An 18683-nucleotide genomic window follows, 5' to 3' on the forward strand; every position below is an offset into this window, starting at 1 on the left:
GTACCCCAGCGTTTCACGCGTAGAGCAAACCACCAGTTAGACTGGTGGTTCTGATTCGTTCTCCTCGTATTGAATACCTACATAAATTAGCTATCTACAATGACACACTGACAAAAAATGTAGACGACGTTTAAAACCTTTTGATTTATCCCATACTGCACTTAACCTAAAAGCCATAAGAATGTCGATTTGACACTATTTCAAGAGACTTTGCACTAGTTCTGTCAACAGCAAGGATTTGTTATATGGAATGTGGAATTGCACGAGGAGGAGGCGATGTTCATGCATTTTCAATTAGAAATGGTAACAAGGGAGACAGTAGTTATACGTTTATTTGGGGAGCTCGATCATCATGCAGTAGAGCAAATTCGGGCTAAAATTTCTACAGCAATTTTTCAGGGGGCTGTAACGACCATCATTTGGAATTTTGAGCGACTATCGTTTATGGATAGTTCAGGTGTAGGCCTAGTGCTTGGTCGAATGCGTGAGTTAGAAGCAGTCGCTGGACGAACAATTTTATTAAATCCATCGCCGACGATGCGAAAAGTATTTCAATTTTCAGGCTTAGGTCCGTGGATGATGGATGCAACAGAGGAAGAAGCGATTGATCGAGTTAGGGGGATTGTAAATGGATAACGAAATGACATTAACTTTTTTAGCAATTAGCGAAAACGAAGCCTTAGCACGTGTGGCGATAACGGGCTTTATTGCACAATTAGATCCAACAATTGATGAGCTATCAGAATTTAAAACCGTTGTCTCAGAGGCTGTTTCCAATGCCATTATTCACGGTTATGAAGAAGATGGAAAAGGGGTCGTTACAGTTCACGCAAAGCGTGAGGATGATATTGTAACGGTGTCTGTGATGGATAAAGGGGTAGGCATCGCGGATGTCAGTCAAGCGATGGAGCCTTTGTTTACGACGAAAAGTGCAATGGAACGTTCTGGTATGGGCTTTACCATTATGGACAGCTTTTCAGATCAGTTGACTGTCATGTCCAAGTGGCAGGAAGGTACAACTGTTACGTTTACGAAAAAATTTTATTCGGTTCGCACGGCGGTAATGTGAGGTTGCTATCGTGAAGCCGATAGAACAGTCGTCCGATAAGCTTTTGTCACAGGAGGAAATGCGTGATTTAATTGCGCGTTCACAACAGGGCGATCATGAAGCTCGTAAACGAATGATTGAGGGGAATACGAGGCTTGTGTGGTCTATCGTCCAACGCTTTACAACAAGGGGCGTGGAGCTCGAAGATTTATTTCAAATAGGCTGTATAGGCCTTATGAAATCTGTAGATAAGTTTGATTTAGCGTACGATGTGAAATTTTCCACATATGCTGTCCCGATGATTATCGGTGAAATACAGCGCTTTTTAAGGGATGACGGCATGGTAAAGGTGAGCCGTTCAATTCGCGAGCTCAACTTTAAAATCCGCCATGCGACGGATGAATTTATTAAAAATAATGAGCATCCACCGACCATTCAAGAATTAGCGCAGGTTCTTGGCGTCACAACTGAGGAAATTGTGACAGCGTCGGATGCTTTAAGGGATCCAGCTTCCTTACATGAGCAATTGTATGAAAGTGAAGGGGATTCCATTACATTAATGGATCAAATGAAGGATGAAAAATCAGAGCAACCTTTTGAATATATTCCGTTAAAAGAAGTGTTGACAAGACTTGATCCGAGGGAACAATCCATTATTTATTTACGCTATTTTTCAGATTGTACACAAACTGAAATCGCAACTCGTCTGGGCATTTCACAAGTACAAGTATCTCGTTTAGAGAAAAAGATTTTAGCGCAGTTGAAAAGTTGGATGGCGACGAGTGCCACGGTTGAACACGGAGTAGAAAAAGACATCTAAGAAAATGGTGACAGCATGACAAATAAACTATTTAACAGCTTAGAAGAAGCCGAAGATTTTCTTAAAGAGCAATTTGGAGACGGCGAATCATTTGACGTAGGTATTAAGCATTTATTTGTCAAAGATTTGCCGGTTCTTTGTGCATATATTAGCGGACTAGTAGATGGGGAAGCCCTGACGCAATTACTATCCAATATGTTACCTGAAGAAGACATTGATATTGATGATGAGCGAGAATATTTTGAAGCACATTTCAACTTTCATGGTCGTTCTGAAGAAACGGAACGTAAAGCCTATTTGCTTGCTATTTTAAGTGGGCAAGTAACCTTTATTACGAAAAGTGGTTACTGTTATATTGCAGAGCTTCGAAATTATCCAGGGCGTTCACCAGAAGAGCCGGATAATGAAAAAGTAATTCGCGGTTCTAGGGATGGCTTTACAGAGGGGATTTCACAAAATACAGCTTTAGTTCGTCGACGCATTCGCAACAGTAATTTACGCTTCGAGCTACATAAAATATCCAAGCTCGGTCAAACCGATGTCGCAATTGCGTTTATGAAGGATATTGCTAATGAGGAAATGCTCGATAAATTGCGACAGCGTCTTGGTCAAATTAATCATGATGGTTTGACAATGGCCGATAAATCACTAGAGGAATGGCTGTTTAAGCAAAAGTTTCACCCAGTTCCATTTGTACGCTATACAGAACGTCCTGATATTGTCGCTGCTCATTTACTAGAGGGGCATGTAGCGATTATGGTGGATACTTCACCTTCCGTTATTTTAGTGCCCGTTACGATGTTCCATTTATTGCAGCATGCTGAAGAATATAGACAAGCACCTACTGTCGGGACCTTTGTGCGTTTTATGCGCTATTTCGGAACAATTATGGGGTTATTATTATTACCTTTATGGTATTTATTTGTAACGAATGAATCATTATTACCTGATTCGCTATCTTTTTTAGGTAGTCAGGATAAATCGCATATTCCGATATTACTACAAATTCTAATCGCCGATATTGGGATTGAATTTCTAAGGATGGCCGCCATCCATACCCCGACACCATTGTCTACTGCGATGGGTTTAGTAGCCGGGGTAATCATTGGGCAGATCGCCATTGATGTTGGTGTGTTCTCATCCGAAGTTGTATTGTATACAGCGGTAGGAGCCATCTTTACGTTTATTATTCCATCTTACGAGCTAGGTATTTCCATTAAGCTCTTCCGATTTGTTTTGCTCATTATGACAGGTATTTGGGGAGAAGATGGATTATTTATTGGATTGTTTTTATTATTTACCTATTTATGTTCATTACGTCCGTTACAAGCACCATATTTATGGCCGCTCGTTCCATTTTTCCCAACTGCGATGCTTCGCGTCATTATCCGCTTCCCTATGACGTCGGATGCACTAAGACCATATGTAGTCGCTTCCAAACAGAGAAAAAGATCATAGGAGCCGTTGCACTCACTTTTTTCATGTGATAAAGTTCACATATAGTATTTTGTGATTTTTGCAAAAATTATCTTTGCTAGTGAATGGTTATGTGTTTTTATCTTGTGACATGCCAATACCTGCTAAGATAAGACAATGTCTCGATGGAAATGTTTGAGTAAGGACTGATATACCACGAGGTACGCAAATGTCACAAAATGGAGACGTGAAAAGGGAGAGATGCAAATGCATTTATATGGAACACAAGCGATTTCTGAAGACGGACATTTAACAATAGGACAAGTAGATACATTAGAGCTTGCAAAAGAATATGGTACGCCATTATTTGTGTACGATACAGCGCTTATTCGTAAGCGAGCACGCGGCTTTATCGATACATTTAAAAAGCTAGGGGTAAAGGCTGAAGTAGCGTATGCTTCCAAAGCATTTGCATGTGTAGCGGTGTATCAATTAGCAGCAGAAGAAAACCTATCCTTGGATGTTGTCTCTGGAGGGGAGCTATTTACAGCATTAAAAGCAGGTTTCCCAACAGAGCGTATTCACTTCCATGGTAATAATAAAAGCATTGCAGAATTGGAGCTAGCCTTTGACTCAAAAATTGGCTGTATTGTTGTAGATAACTTCTATGAAATTCAACTTTTAAAAGAAATTGCTGAGCGCCGTCAACAAAAAATGCGTATTTTATTACGTGTCACACCAGGAGTTGAGGCACATACGCATGATTTTATTACGACAGGGCAAGCGGATTCTAAGTTTGGCTTTGACTTAAACAACGGTCAAGCCGATCAAGCATTTGAGCAAACTTTTAAACACGAATACTTACAGCTTTTAGGCTTACACTGCCATATTGGCTCTCAAATTTTCGATACAGCTGGCTTTGGCTTAGCAGGTGAAAAACTAATCGACAAGATTTCTGATTGGAACAAGACTCACGGTTTTACGTGTACTGTGTTAAACTTAGGTGGGGGCTTCGGTATTCGCTATACAGAAGAAGATGCACCGCTTGAGCCACAAGTGTATGTAGAGGACATGATTACTGTTGTGAAAAATAAAGCAACTGTACTTGGACTAACAATGCCAGAAATCTGGATTGAACCAGGCCGTTCACTTGTCGGTGATGCAGGAACATCACTTTATACTATCGGTTCTCAAAAAACAGTACCAGATGTACGTAACTACATTGCAGTTGATGGCGGAATGAGTGATAATATTCGTCCTGCATTATATGATGCAAAATACGAGGCAGTCATCGCTAGTAAAGCCGATGCACCAAAAGAAGCAACGTACACTGTAGCTGGAAAACTTTGTGAATCGGGCGATAAATTGATTATCGATGCAAAATTACAAGAGGCAGCTTCTGGTGATGTATTAGCAATCTTCTGTACAGGGGCATATGGCTACTCGATGGCAAGCAACTACAACCGTGTACCACGTCCAGCAGTGGTATTTGTAGAAAATGGACAGCATCAATTAGCGATTAAACGTGAAAGTTACGAAGATATTGTACAAAATGATCTCCCGCTAACGTTAAAAAAGGGTGAATAAATTTGAGAAAAAACAAATGGGTATTATTGGCATCTATGACGACATTTATTTTGTTGTGGGGCGTTGTCTATTGGGTGTTAGCGTCGCAAGGTATTCTCGGCCCTGGTTCGTAAGACAGAAAATTGGCTTGCGGTAATAGTACAAATCGTGTAGGATAGTCAAAGATTATGTACAGCTAGAAAAAGAGGGAATAGACAAATATGTTAATTCGATATAAAAAAGCTTTCGAGAAAATAGCAATGGGGCTACTCTCGTTTATGCCTAACGAAAAAGACATAAAAAAGCTCACAGAGACAATCCAATCCTATGAAAATGATGATAATTGGGTATTATACTTATGGAAAAAGAACGATGAATACGTTGGTATCGTCGGGCTTGTAACAGACAATCACACAGCAACAATTCAGCACGTTTCTGTAGTTCCTTCTTACAGAGGAGAAGGCGTAGCAAAGGAAATGCTACAAGAAGTGGCAGAACTTGGCCAATACGAACAATTGCGTGCAACGGATGAAACGCGTGAATTTGTTAGCAAATGTATACAATGTAATGAAGAAAAAGCAGACGAAAGTTAACGTCTGCTTTTTCTTTGTTTGCTTTCTTGTCGTTCAGCAAGAATATGTGAGCGATCACGTAGCATATGTTTATGAAGAAGATAGTTAGGGTTGCTTTCCGGTAAAAGCTGTATGCGAGCTGTTACTAAATTTTGTAAAGTAGGTGTCAGCGGTAATTGAAAAGCTTGAAAGGACTTGCCCATTTGAATATGGCTAAGTGTTTCGGTTAATTGTAATAGTAGTTTTGTGTAGTCGATTTCGTTAAAAAACACATTGCCTTTATTGACTTGAAAATTAGTGAGTGCTTTATGTAAGATTTTGAAAGCACCAGTTGCGTTGCCACGACGCCAATGATATAATCCTGTCGCTAGTTGAACATAGCCAACAAGAGGATGCTTTTTATTGCCGGGCGCAATGTCTTTCCAATATTCCTCAAGCACTTCATGGCATTCAAAAAAATCCCCATTGCCATTGAAATAGGCACAGTAATCAATAAATAAAGTATGGTGCTGTGGATGCATTTTGAACTCCTTTCCACTATACTAAAAGAACATTGAATATCAGGGTGGTAAAATAATGTCTTATGAAGTAAAGTTAGAAGCCTTTTCAGGTCCTCTGGATCTATTATTGCATTTAATTCACAGATTGGAAATTGATATCTATGATATTCCAATGGCTGAAATTACACAACAATATATTGATCATATCCATGCGATGCAGGTGCTTGAATTAAATGAGGCGAGTGAGTATTTAGTGATGGCGGCAACACTTTTGGCTATTAAGAGCCGAATGCTATTACCAATACATGAAGGAGAGCTAGAAGATGCGGAAATCGAAATCGATGGCCCTGACCCTCGTGAAGAACTGGTACAACGTTTAATAGAGTATAAAAAATATAAAGAAGCGGCAAGTAATCTACAAGAGCTTGAAACAGATAGAGCACAGGTATTTACAAGACCACCTTCAGATTTATCGGAATTAGCACCTGATGAACAGATGGCGTTATTCGATATGAACGTCAATATTTATGATATGCTTGGCGCCTTCCAGAAGCTGATGCGCCGAAAAAAATTAAAGAAGCCATTGAAAACAACTGTCACGAGGCAGGAGCGCTCAGTAAAGGAGCAAATGCGTTCTGTTGTGAATTCTTTACGTTTAACAGGTGGACGTGCATCATTTTTCGAGCTTTTTCCTTATGAAGATAAACCAACACTTATTTTAACGTTTCTGTCACTGCTTGAACTGATGAAACGTCAGATTGTCATTGTAGAGCAAGATGGTAATTTTGAAGAACTAACGGTCACATTACAGAAGGAGGAATGGGATGATGACGAAGACAATAATCCTACAGAGTAGAATTGAAGCTTTATTATTTGTTGTAGGAGATGATGGCTTAACAATTAAGCAATTAGCACAGCTACTTGGTGAAGCAGAAGAAGTAGTTGCGCCCGCAATGGAGGCACTGCGTGTAGCATTTGACGAAGATGATACTAGAGGAATTACAATAAAGGAAATCGCAGGTGTTTACCAGTTAATTACAAAACCACAATTAGCAGATACGATTCAAAAATTAGTAGAAAATCCAACAGCGCAATCATTGTCTCAGGCTTCTTTAGAAGTGTTGGCCATTGTGGCGTATAAACAGCCCATTACACGGGTAGCCATCGAAGATTTACGTGGTGTCAAATGTGAACGACCACTGCAAACGCTCGCTTCAAGAGGGCTAGTGAAAGAAGTAGGACGTTCTGAGGGGACAGGTCGTGCGATTTTATATGGCACAACGAAGGAGTTCTTAAACTACTTCGGATTAAATAGTATTGAAGAAATGCCTCCATTACCTGAGGAGGACAATGGTGAAGCAGAACAAGAAACAGATTTATTTATGACTAAATTCCAAGAAACGTTTAATGGCGTTAAGTAATCAAAAGAAAAGTACTATGTGCTTTCCTTTTAATTTTCATAGTTCTACTTATCTATCACTTAAAATAAGGAGTGGCTTGTTGCTACGGTTACGACGATTAATGGTGTTTATGATAGCTGTGGGAATCTTAACTATCCCACAAAATGGTTTAGCAAGAGGCGGAAGTGGGTATGTCGTGCTTGACGGTGAGACAGGTCGAGTATTATCAGGTTCTAATAGCGATGCGAGGCTCCCCATTGCGAGCTTAACAAAAATTTGGACAGCTCTCGTCGCGATTGAAAATAGTGATCTTCAAGATGAAGTCATTATTTCTCCTAAAGCTGCAATGGCTGAAGGCTCTTCTATTTATTTGCAAGCGGGCGAGACGGTGACGGTTGAAACGTTATTATATGGTTTAATGTTACGGTCAGGTAATGATGCTGCGACAGCATTAGCAGAGCATGCAGGCGGTTCGGTAGAAGGCTTTGTCAAATTAATGAATGAAAGAGCTGTGATTGCGGGACTTACCAATACAGTTTTTATGAACCCGTCAGGTTTGCATCACGACGAGCATTTGTCTTCTGCAAGAGATACAGCTGAAATGCTAAGAATCGCACTTCAAAACAAAACCTTTGAGAAAATTGCATCTACCGTCCTTTATCGTGCCAATACAGTAAATGGTATACTATGGGAAAATAAGCATCGTCTATTGCGGGAAGGTTCGGGTGTCGCAGTCGAAGTAGATGATGAGACGGAGCAACCTGTAAGCTCATTAAAATCGGCAACGGGAACAGCTTTTGCAGGAAAGACTGGTTTTACAAAGGTAGCAGGACGAACGTTAGCAACCGCTTTTCAAAAAGACGGGCAAACATGTATAGTTGTGACGTTAAATGAATCGGATGATTGGAATGTTCACAGAGGCTTAGCGAATGAAGTATGGCAAAACTATAATATGGAGACGGTTGTGAAAAAGGGAAAATATAATGTCAATGATAAATTGGCTATCCGATTAGAGCAACCAATTCAATTGCAATTAAATAAAGAGGAAAAAAAGATTGCAAGGCAAGTACTGCAAATTTCTAGAAAAAGAAAGGAAGCAGTATTGTCGATTTTTCTAGGGGAAGAGCGAATTTATGCTATACCCGTTAAAGTAGAATCAGCGGATCGTTAAAAGCGATGCGCTGATTTTTATTTATGCTATATATTCTAGATGTAAAAAAGAATTTTATATTTATCGTAATTAGTGTAAAATTATGTTAGTCGAATTGTAAAAGCATGGTGGCAAGGAGGGACAATTATGGCTACTACTAAAGTGAATCGAAAGCACAATCAAATAGCAGTCATTATTGTTTTATTTTTATCAAGTTTTATCGCTCCGTTTATTTTGCTATTTCCCATTCAAGAGCTGCTTTATCGACCTAACGACTATTACCTTTTCGAGACTACTTTTAAAGCGTATATTATATTAATGATTGCTTTAATTGGCATGGCGACGGTTCTTTTGGTAAATATAATCATTGTCCCAAAAACAAAAAAGGGTAGAAATATACAACGGGCGATTGTCGGCACATCTTGGTTGCTCGTCCTTTTATTTTTATTTTTATGTATCAATCATTATCAAATAATGGATGAAAAAGGGCTCCATATGAATGCATTTTTTAGTGTGCAAGAAGATTTGACAAGCTGGGAAGAAATCATTAAAGCAGAACAAACAAACGTGCAAAAAGATGGTGTGACGAAACCAGATAAGTTGATTTTTACGTTGCATGACGGCTCGACAATTGAACAATCTTTAACAGCTAAGTTAGTAAAGGCAAAACCATTTATCAATCTTGAATTAAGTAAAAATGGCGTTACCATAGAAAATGTATATCAATAAAAAAAGCTACCTAAAAGGGTAGCTTTTTTTAGGGTGCCAGACACCGAAACAAATATGAATGTTCAGAATTTTTTGGGTGTCAGGCACCTTTTTTTAAAATTTGGTGGTTTGGTCTATATTAGAAATAAATCGAAAAATAGCTAGGTTATTTTATGTAGTGCTAAGACAATTAAATGAGAAACTAGCAAATAATACACTATTTAGAATAATCGTATTACTAGTGCGGAATGAGTTTCTCTTTTATATTGCACAAAAGTATGACATAATTTTCACAGATTGACGGGAAAAATAACCTTCAAAAGGTTACATTTTTAACTAGAGGTGAAACAATGGAAAGATTACAAAAAGTGATTGCATATGCAGGTGTCGCTTCAAGGCGTAAAGCTGAGCAATTGATTGTAGAAGGTAAAGTAAAGGTAAACGGCGTTGTTGTACGTGAACTTGGAACGAAGGTATCCAACTCGGATACAATTGAAGTAGAAGGTGTAAAACTTGAGAAAGAAGATAAAGTTTACTACTTACTATATAAACCACGTGGAACAATTTCGGCAGTAACGGATGATAAAGGACGCAAAACTGTCACAGATTTATTTAAACATATTCCGCAACGTATTTTCCCTGTTGGTCGTCTAGATTATGATACATCTGGATTATTATTACTGACAAATGATGGAGAGTTTTCCTATATGTTAACGCATCCAAAATTTAAAATTGACAAAACATACATTGCACGTGTTAAAGGTATACCAACAATTGAGGGCTTAAAAAAGCTACAACGTGGTATTCAATTAGAAGATGGCAAAACAGCACCAGCAAAAGTAAGTATGACTTCCTTTGATGAGCAGGCGGGCAAGGCGATTTGTGAAATTACAATTCATGAAGGGCGAAATCGTCAAGTACGTCGTATGTTTGAGGCAATCGGTACACCGGTTGTCAAACTAAAGCGTGAACGTTTTGCATTTTTAGATTTATATGGTCTAACACCAGGAGAATATCGTGAATTGTCGAAACATGAAGTCAAGCAACTGCGCGTGTTAGCTGAAACTGGGCAAATCGGCTAAACGAATAACAACATGGAAAATGTATATACCGCTATACGTATGGTGGGTTTTTCACTTTCCTCGTGTGAAAACGTTCATAAATCATTCATAATTAATAACTAAGCGAATTTGTATCATTTTGCTATAATAGGTGAGAATAGTACACCTGTTTTAATTTTATCCAGCAGGCGCGTAAACAAAGTAAGTCTCGGGGGAGAGATAACAGATATTTCTTAAGTGGAAGTGAAATATCGACAAATACCCTCGAGGCGTATTTGAGTAGGGGGTTTATTAACTTGGAGAAAAAGAAAAAACGTCTCGTAACCCGCACTATTATTTTAGCCATCTTAGCGATCGCAATTGGGTATACCGTATACGGGACAGCGACAAAGGAAAAGGTAGAGTTAGTAGCTGTTGGCTCTGAAGCACCGAACTTCACGTTAGTAGATTTAAATGGCGAGAAACACAAACTGTCTGATTATAGAGGACAGGGGGTATTTTTGAATTTCTGGGGAACTTGGTGTAAACCATGTGAGAAGGAAATGCCTGCAATGAATAGCCAATACCAAGTTTTCAAGGATTTAGGTGTACAGACATTGGCTGTCAACATTGCACAAACGGATTTAGAAGTACAAAATTTTGTTGATAAGTACGGCCTGACATTTCCTGTTGTAATTGACAAAACAAAAAGTGTAATGACTGCTTACAATGTTGGAAATTTACCTGCAACAGTTTTAATTGATCCGGACGGTAAGGTAGTGAAGATTACTACTGGAGAAATGACGGAGGCGACAATCGCTTCTTACATGGAATTAATAAAGCCAAAATGAGGGGTAATAGACGATGGAGAATATTATTTGTGCTTGTGGACATAGTAATCCGTTTGGCACGAAGCTCTGTGAGAAATGCGGTCGTCCTTTAACCGAAGAAGAAAAGCAAAATAAAGTTGTCGACATGCGGTATGATGGTACGGCTATTCGCTCAAAAACGTACAACAAATCAATTGTCGACAAAATTTGGAATTTTTTCTCAAGTGTTAAAGTAGGGATAGCATTAATTATTATTACATTAATAGCAGCTTCAATCGGAACGTTACTACCACAAGAGTTTTACGTAAAAGCTTCTGACATGGAAAAGGGAGCCTATTACGAGGATGTTTATGGTTTTGTGGGGAAAATCTATTATACATTAGGGCTGTCTGATTTATATAGCTCTTGGTGGTTCCAAATTTTAGTTGGAATGCTTGCGGTATCCATTATTGTTGCCAGTCTTGACCGTGGTATACCACTTTATAAATCATTGAAAAATCAACGTGTTAAGCGTCATGAAAGTTTTTTAAAGCGCCAACGTATTGTTGCAGAAGGACAGGTAACAGCAAGTCCTGAAGAGACGCTTAGTAAAGTTGAAAAGAAAATGACTGAGATGAAATACATTGTTCGTCGAGACGGCAGTGCTTTGTTAGCAGAAAAAGGCCGCTTCTCTCGTTACGGTCCGTACATAAATCATGTAGGCCTCATTATCTTTTTAACTGGGGTAATGTTGCGTTTAGTTCCTGGTTTCTATGTCGACGAATCGATATGGGTACGTGAAGGTGAAACACGTGCAATTACTGGCATGGACGGTTATTTTATTGAAAATCGAGACTTTATTTTAGAAACACATGATAATACACCACAAGGTGAACAGCTAAAGCAAGGTGTTAACGTCGTTGCGAAAAACTTCCAAACGGATATTACATTATATAAGCAACCTGAAGACGCTATTGCTGGTGATACGGAAAATCTAGAAAAGGTGAGAGATTATTCAATTCGAGTGAATCATCCTTTAAAAGAAGCAGGCTATGCACTATATCAAATGGATTATCGCTTAAATGAATTGAAGCAAATGAATTTCCAATTAGTAAATAAATCAACGGAGCAATCACTTGGTAAAGTAGGAATTGATTTAACAAACCCTAAAAAAGAATACGATTTAGGAAATGGTGTATCTGTTAAATTACTTGTTTACACACCAGACTTCTCTGGATTTGAAAATGGTGTACCGCAAACAGCGACGTCAGTTCCTAATAATCCAGCATTTCTATTTAAAATGACAACACCAGAAACACCAGAGGGTGAAACTAGCTTCGTTGCGATTAAACAAACATTAGAGCCACTAGGTGAAAACCAGTACAAAATGAAGTTTGAAAGTGTGGAAACACGCGATATGTCTGGTTTTACAATACGTAAAGACCGCACAATCCCAATTTTATTTGTTGGTGGTATTATTTTCATGATCGGCGTTGCAATCGGTTCATATTGGAACCACCGTCGACTTTGGTTACAAGTAGAGCCTGATGGCCGTGTGCTGATGGCTGCTCATGTCAATAAAAATATGTTCAGCATGAAAAAAGATTTAGATGCCGTGACTGCATTTGCTGGTCTACCGCAATATAAGGATCAGTTAGAGCCGTCTGAAGAAGGCGAAGAGTCCACAAATCGTGGCAATACTAAAAAGGAAGGTGACAACACCTTATGAGTTTGATTGACTTAAGTGGAAATCTATTATTTGTTGCATTCTTAGCCTATCTAGTAGCTACTTTACTATTTGGCGGCGCCATTAAACAATCCAATGCTTCTGGCAAAAACACAGATAAATGGGGTAAAATGGCAATTGTCGTAACAATTATAGGTTTCCTTTCGCAAATTGGTTATTTTATTACACGTTGGGTTCACACAGGTCACGCACCTGTTAGTAATATGTTTGAATTTACGACTGCTTTCGGGATGTTTATTGTTGGTGCATTTATTTTAATTTACTTTATTTATCGCCTAACAGCGCTTGGTTTAGTGGCGTTACCTGTAGCGTTATTAATCATTGCCTATGCATCGATGTTCCCGACAGAAGTAAGTCCATTAGTACCGTCATTGCAAAGTCATTGGTTAACAATTCACGTTATTACGGCTGCAATGGGGCAATCGATTTTAGCGATTAGTGCAGTTGCAGGTTTAATTTATTTATTAAAAGTTGTAGATCTAAACAAACCTTCAAAGCAACGTTTCTGGCTTGAAGCAGTTATGTACTGCTTAGTCGTTGTGCTTGGCTTTGTTATTGTGTCATCTACATTTAGTGCGATGGATTATGAATCGAAATACACGTATATCGATAAAGAAGGTATGTCTCGCCAAATTACTTATAATTTGCCACCTATTTTTGGGATGAATGAGTATGAGGTAGTAGAGGAACATGGTATGTCTCCATTAGTAGAAATGCCTGCACTGATTAATGCTAAAAAATTAACAACGGTCGTGTGGTCATTATTAATAGGCTCATTACTATACTTATTCATTCGCCTTATTGCACGTCGTCGCATAAGCGCGATATTCCAACCGCTTGTTAAACGTGTAAATCTACAATTACTGGATGAAGTCGGTTATCGTTCTGTTATTATTGGTTTCCCAGTATTTACTTTAGGTGCACTCATTTTTGCGATGATTTGGGCACAACTTGCATGGAGTCGTTTCTGGGGTTGGGACCCGAAAGAAGTATGGGCCCTGATTACATGGTTATTCTATGCAGCATTCCTACATCTACGTTTATCTAAGGGCTGGGAAGGTGAAAAATCTGCTTGGTTAGCATTAATTGGCTTTGGTATTATATTATTTAACCTTATTGCCGTTAACTTAATTCTTGCAGGTTTACACTCCTACGCGTAACAGGGGAACGAAAAGCCTTTTCGCTGCTGCGAAAGGGCTTTCTTTTCTTTTCAAGTCGTAGCGTACCATGTACAATAGAAGGGTAGAGAAAGATCGGAAGAGAGGGATCGTGAAAGTGTCAGAAAATATTTCAGTATTAGTAGTAGACGACGAGGATCGTATTCGACGCTTATTAAAAATGTATTTGGAGCGCGAAGGGTATCAAGTTGACGAAGCAGAGAATGGTGAAGAAGCGATCGAAAAATCTTTAGAAAAAGAGTACCACTGTATTTTACTAGATATTATGATGCCTGAAAAAGATGGGCTTGAGGTATGTGCAGAAATTCGCGAAAGAGCTGCAACGCCAATTATTTTATTAACTGCAAAAGGCGAGGAAGCAAACCGTGTACAAGGCTTCGAGCTTGGAGCAGATGATTATATTGTAAAGCCATTTAGCCCTCGTGAGGTGGTTCTACGCGTAAAAGCTATTTTACGTCGTTCACAAGCATTTTCACCTACGACAAATGCATCGTCATCAAAAGATTTAGTTGTATTCCAACATTTGATGATTGACCATGATGCGCACCGTGTAACAGCGGAAGGTATCGAAGTGAATTTAACACCAAAAGAGTATGAATTATTGTACTTCCTTGCAAAATCTCCAGACAAAGTATTTGACCGTGAACAATTACTAAAAGAGGTTTGGCATTATGATTTCTTTGGAGACCTACGAACAGTCGATACCCATGTGAAGCGTCTACGTGAGAAGCTGAATCGTGTATCAGAGAACGCAGCGAAAATGATTGTCACTGTTTGGGGCGTTGGCTACAAATTTGAGGTTGTCAATGAATAGAATATGGAACAGTGTTGTCGGGAAGCTATGGGTAACCATATTGCTTCTCGTTTCATTTGTATTATTTGTTTTCACGGTTTTAATGCTCGAATTTCTTCAAAACTATCATATGCAGCAAGCAGAGATTTCGCTGCGTCAAACGGCTGCAACAATAGCGAGTATAGTGGATGACAATGAGACGGCAGAATCGACTTCGCAACTCCTGACAGATATTTTACCTGAGGGTACAAATGCACTTATCGCCATAAATCATTTAGAAGTCTCATTTGCGCTGCAAGAAGGGGTCAACAAGAAAGAAATTCAAGATGAAATTTTAGCGAATAAATCCTTCCATGAAATTTTCCAATCAGATGAACCCATTATAAAGGAAATGATGATGCCATCTTCAACAGATCAAGGAAAAATGGAATCCTATGTCGTGCTAGGGTTTCCACTAAATGTGGAAAATGAAGTGCATGGCGCTGTATTTATTTATCAAAGTCCAGATGCGTTACATAAAACATCGAAAGAGACGACCAAAATTGTCTTTTTAGCGGCATTTATTGCGTTTGTGTTAACGACATTTTTTGCATTTTTCTTATCATCCCGTATTACATCCCCATTACGTAAAATGCGTGAGCTAGCTTTTGAAATTGCAAAAGGGAATTTCGAGGCAAAAATGCCGACAACGCAAAATGATGAAATCGGCCAGCTAGCTGTTGCGTTCAATCAAATGGGGCGTCAGCTAAAGCATAACTTAGAAGTAATTAATCAAGAAAATGAGCAATTGTCCAATATTTTAACATCCATGACAGATGCCGTTATAACGTTTAACCGTGATCGAACAATTTTACTGAGCAACCCGCCAGCGGAACGTTTAATGCAAAAATGGTTTGTTAATAAAGGCTCGCAAAGCGCAAAGCCTATTCCACCTGAACTCTATCATATGCTCGATCATGTACTAATGTTTGAAGATAAGTTAGAAGAAGAAATAGAAATGGATGGAAATTATTATACATTTACGATTAGCCCGCTCTATAGTGGGGAATTAATTCGTGGAGCAGTTGCTGTAATCCGTGATATGACAGAGCAGCATCGTTTAGAAAAGCTACGTTCTGATTTTATTGCCAATGTATCACATGAACTACGTACACCGATTTCCATGCTACAAGGCTATTCTGAGGCATTAATGGATGATGATTTTATTCAAGATCAAGAAGAACGTAATGAAATCACGAAAATTATTTATGATGAATCGAAGCGTATGGGACGTTTAGTAACCGATTTATTGGATTTAGCGCGAATGGAATCAGGACATATGACACTGTACAAAGATGAAGTACCGATTAATTCGACATTTGAACGTATTACGCAAAAATTTGCTCAAGTAGCAAAAGAAAAACACGTGCAACTTTTATTTAATAGTGAGTTTGATAATGATGCCCGCATCAGTATGGATGAGGATCGTATCGAACAAGTGTTAACAAATTTAGTAGATAATGCACTGCGTCATACAGACGAAGGTTCTGTCATTGTCAAGATAGAGCAAGAGCCAACCTTTGCCAAAATATCTGTTCAGGATACAGGACATGGGATTCCACAGGAAGATTTACCATATGTCTTTGAACGTTTTTATAAAGCGGATAAAGCACGGACACGTTCTAAAGGCGGAACGGGTTTAGGGCTTGCAATTGCTCGAAATATTGTCAAGGCACACTCTGGCAATATTATGGTCGATAGTGTGTTAAAAGAGGGCACAACTTTTACTTTCTATTTACCATTCGAATAAGTTCATGAAGAAGTCCTTGTAGCTGATGCCATCTGACAATGCTCTTTCATGCTTCCACGGGTCATTGGTATAGTTAGAACTAGCTGAACTAGTTGGCAACAATACCAATACCTGTTAGGGGCTATACGTCGGCTTGTGCTCGGGTTTAGACACATAGCAAAATTAAGACCAAAATATTATTTAAATGTAACTTGTGCGAGTGTTAGACGACAAATACTATGAGAACGGGGGTGGAGTGCTTTGAATGACTCCGTGTTCCATCGACTATACGATGCATACCATCAAGACGTGTTCCAGTTTCTTATTTATCTAGTAAAAAATCGCACACTTGCTGAGGACCTTGCACATGAGGTTTATGTCCGTGTGCTGCGATCTTATGAACAATTTGCAGGGAATAGCAGTGAAAAAACTTGGCTTTTTGCTATTGCTAAAAATGTCGCAATTGATCATTTTCGAAAGCAGGCTGTGCGCCAAAAACATTCACTCGATTTTTTTGACTGGGAAACGGAACAATTACATTCAACCACACCATCACCGGAAGATGTGCTACAGGCCAGTGATGAATTAAAGCAGATAGAGTTTGCACTTGAAAATTGTACAGGGGATCAAAAAATGGTTATTATTATGCGCTATTTCCAAGATTTGTCGATTACTGAAACTGCGCAAATACTTGATTGGACAGAGGCAAAGGTTAAAACGACGCAACATCGAGCCATTAAGTTTTTAAGGCAACATCTACAACAGGTTAGGGAACAGGAGGCGAAAAGGCAATGACGCATAAACAATTTGACGATGAACAACTTGAACAAATGTTGAACAATGCCCCGAAGCTTACTGACCACCGCTCGAAAGACGAAGTGTTAAAAAGATTGCTTGCTGATGCACGTTTACAAGACAACATACATCTTCAAGAGGCGATACAACCAGTAGCTGAGGCAAAAGAACAACAAGCGCAATCATTGCCTGCTCAAGAAAATACTAAACCTATAAAACGACGCAAGAGTAGGTGGCCTATTTTAAGTAGTGTTGCTGCAATTTTTGTCCTATCACTAGCAGGGTACATCTATGTATCGAACAATTCTTCCGTAAAGGATGAAGCAAACGCCCCAATCGAAAATTATTCTTCTGTGCAGGAGGATCGGTCGGTCACAGAAAGTGAAAATGCAGATGCAGATAGTGTAATGAAAGCGAATATTGGTGCTGAGCATGCTCGTATCCTATCGTTGCGGACATCTGTTTACGAAGATGATTTAGTCGATGCAGTCGTTTTCAGAATTGGATTACCTGGTGGTAAGGCTGATAGCATACCAATGACCTATATTATTCCGAACAAAAAAATAATTGCTGATTTTGGGAAGAAGAAGCCAACAACTTTACAAATGTATGAAAAATACGCACCTCAAATTGATGAAGAAGCAATGGGTTTAACAGACTATCATCCGTACAAAGGTGAGTTAAAAGAAGAAGGTAAAACGCTTGTGCACGTATTACCAGAAGAAAATGATTATGATGTAGCTTCGGCTTCTGTCACGAAATATTTAAACTCGTTAAAAGATACTTTTTCCGAGTCCGAATATAAAGCCATTGCCATTAAACAGGCAGATGGTTCTGATTACGAGTTTTCGCAAGCAGAAGAGCCGAGTGAGCCTATAGCGCTAACAAAAGATAATCATTACAATTATTATTTATATACAGAGGGAAACGGGACTGAATATTTATCGCCTGATTTCCATCAAACGTATCCTACTGTGACAGAGGCTCTACTGGCGATGCGAGACAAAAAGGATGATGTTTATGTGCCAGTTGTTCCGGAAAATGTCACATACACTGTAAAAGAAGAAGAAGATGGGGTTGTGGTCACATTTGACGCACCACTTGATTTAACGACAATGGATGCCGTACGAGCAACACAATTAATCGAGGCGATGATGTTGACTGCGTCAAGCTTTGATAAAAAGATACGTTTAGATAACATTGTCCAGGAAAGTTGGGAAGGCTTTGATTTAACAAAGTTTTTACCCATGCCTGTAGGTGCCAATAAACAAATGATGCCATAATATAGAAAACAGCTATCAGATAGTAGATAGCTGTTTTTTTTAATGGAAATACCGCGGGTAAAGCACCTTGATTCGCGGGTAAATGATAAT

Annotated in this window: 19 protein-coding genes; 18 read left to right on the forward strand and 1 reads right to left on the reverse strand. The window is 39.0% G+C overall.

The features are described from left to right. The first annotated feature begins 282 nt into the window (after positions 1-282). The 6 genes from spoIIAA (at position 283) to I5435_RS06090 (ending at position 5443) form a co-directional block, all read left to right on the forward strand. A complete protein-coding gene (gene spoIIAA, locus I5435_RS06065) occupies positions 283-636 on the forward strand; it encodes an anti-sigma F factor antagonist (protein WP_024361503.1) in 354 nt (117 codons plus the stop codon). Next, the gene (gene spoIIAB, locus I5435_RS06070) at positions 629-1069 is read left to right on the forward strand and encodes an anti-sigma F factor (protein ID WP_024361502.1); all 441 of its coding nucleotides are present in this window, start codon (positions 629-631) and stop codon (positions 1067-1069) included. The genes spoIIAA and spoIIAB overlap by 8 nt, the downstream gene beginning before the upstream one ends. A gap of 10 nt (positions 1070-1079) precedes the next feature. Continuing rightward, positions 1080-1868 carry an RNA polymerase sporulation sigma factor SigF gene (sigF, locus tag I5435_RS06075; RefSeq protein ID WP_024361501.1) on the forward strand — a complete coding sequence of 263 codons (789 nt, stop codon included), beginning with the start codon at positions 1080-1082 and terminating at the stop codon, positions 1866-1868. 15 nt (positions 1869-1883) lie between these two features. Continuing rightward, positions 1884-3326, forward strand: a complete 1443-nt coding sequence (locus I5435_RS06080) for a spore germination protein (RefSeq protein ID WP_024361500.1) — start codon at positions 1884-1886, stop codon at positions 3324-3326. Between the two features lie 225 nt (positions 3327-3551). Further along, positions 3552-4871, forward strand: coding sequence for a diaminopimelate decarboxylase (lysA, locus tag I5435_RS06085; protein ID WP_337983405.1), 1320 nt, complete (start codon positions 3552-3554; stop codon positions 4869-4871). Between the two features lie 200 nt (positions 4872-5071). Continuing rightward, positions 5072-5443 carry a GNAT family N-acetyltransferase gene (locus tag I5435_RS06090; RefSeq protein ID WP_024361498.1) on the forward strand — a complete coding sequence of 124 codons (372 nt, stop codon included), beginning with the start codon at positions 5072-5074 and terminating at the stop codon, positions 5441-5443. On the opposite strand, the gene I5435_RS06095 is transcribed toward I5435_RS06090, so the two are convergent. Then, on the reverse strand, positions 5440-5943 hold the full coding sequence (locus tag I5435_RS06095) for a DUF309 domain-containing protein (RefSeq protein ID WP_107895149.1): 504 nt from the start codon (positions 5941-5943) through the stop codon (positions 5440-5442). The genes I5435_RS06090 and I5435_RS06095 overlap by 4 nt on opposite strands. A 55-nt stretch (positions 5944-5998) precedes the next feature. Between I5435_RS06095 and I5435_RS06100 the strand changes: the two genes are divergently transcribed. The 12 genes from I5435_RS06100 (at position 5999) to I5435_RS06155 (ending at position 18593) form a co-directional block, all read left to right on the forward strand. Then, positions 5999-6778, forward strand: a complete 780-nt coding sequence (locus I5435_RS06100; protein WP_024361496.1) for a segregation/condensation protein A — start codon at positions 5999-6001, stop codon at positions 6776-6778. Beyond that, positions 6750-7343: an SMC-Scp complex subunit ScpB gene (scpB, locus tag I5435_RS06105; protein ID WP_024361495.1), complete on the forward strand. Its 594-nt coding sequence runs from the start codon at positions 6750-6752 to the stop codon at positions 7341-7343. Before I5435_RS06100 ends, scpB begins: the two co-directional genes overlap by 29 nt. Positions 7344-7422: 79 nt before the next feature. Further along, a complete protein-coding gene (locus tag I5435_RS06110) occupies positions 7423-8493 on the forward strand; it encodes a D-alanyl-D-alanine carboxypeptidase family protein (RefSeq protein ID WP_024361494.1) in 1071 nt (356 codons plus the stop codon). Positions 8494-8619: 126 nt separating this feature from the next. Then, positions 8620-9201 carry a hypothetical protein gene (locus I5435_RS06115; RefSeq protein ID WP_025218906.1) on the forward strand — a complete coding sequence of 194 codons (582 nt, stop codon included), beginning with the start codon at positions 8620-8622 and terminating at the stop codon, positions 9199-9201. A gap of 329 nt (positions 9202-9530) precedes the next feature. After that, complete coding sequence (locus I5435_RS06120; protein WP_025218907.1) at positions 9531-10262, forward strand: pseudouridine synthase; 732 nt, start codon at positions 9531-9533, stop codon at positions 10260-10262. A 275-nt stretch (positions 10263-10537) separates the two neighbouring features. Then, positions 10538-11071: a thiol-disulfide oxidoreductase ResA gene (gene resA, locus I5435_RS06125; RefSeq protein WP_024361491.1), complete on the forward strand. Its 534-nt coding sequence runs from the start codon at positions 10538-10540 to the stop codon at positions 11069-11071. Between the two features lie 13 nt (positions 11072-11084). Beyond that, the gene (gene resB, locus I5435_RS06130) at positions 11085-12758 is read left to right on the forward strand and encodes a cytochrome c biogenesis protein ResB (RefSeq protein ID WP_025218908.1); all 1674 of its coding nucleotides are present in this window, start codon (positions 11085-11087) and stop codon (positions 12756-12758) included. Continuing rightward, on the forward strand, positions 12755-13936 hold the full coding sequence (gene ccsB, locus I5435_RS06135) for a c-type cytochrome biogenesis protein CcsB (RefSeq protein WP_108029605.1): 1182 nt from the start codon (positions 12755-12757) through the stop codon (positions 13934-13936). The genes resB and ccsB overlap by 4 nt, the downstream gene beginning before the upstream one ends. A gap of 115 nt (positions 13937-14051) precedes the next feature. Continuing rightward, complete coding sequence (locus tag I5435_RS06140; RefSeq protein WP_024361488.1) at positions 14052-14768, forward strand: response regulator transcription factor; 717 nt, start codon at positions 14052-14054, stop codon at positions 14766-14768. Then, complete coding sequence (locus tag I5435_RS06145) at positions 14761-16536, forward strand: ATP-binding protein (RefSeq protein WP_024361487.1); 1776 nt, start codon at positions 14761-14763, stop codon at positions 16534-16536. The genes I5435_RS06140 and I5435_RS06145 overlap by 8 nt, the downstream gene beginning before the upstream one ends. A 240-nt stretch (positions 16537-16776) precedes the next feature. Then, positions 16777-17310, forward strand: a complete 534-nt coding sequence (sigX, locus tag I5435_RS06150) for an RNA polymerase sigma factor SigX (protein WP_024361486.1) — start codon at positions 16777-16779, stop codon at positions 17308-17310. After that, positions 17307-18593 (forward strand): RNA polymerase subunit sigma, encoded by a 1287-nt coding sequence (locus I5435_RS06155; RefSeq protein WP_337983406.1) that lies wholly within the window; start codon positions 17307-17309, stop codon positions 18591-18593. The genes sigX and I5435_RS06155 overlap by 4 nt, the downstream gene beginning before the upstream one ends. Positions 18594-18683 lie beyond the last annotated feature (90 nt).

The organism is Lysinibacillus sp. C5.1 (assembly GCF_016350185.1).
Taxonomy (GTDB): domain Bacteria; phylum Bacillota; class Bacilli; order Bacillales_A; family Planococcaceae; genus Lysinibacillus; species Lysinibacillus sphaericus.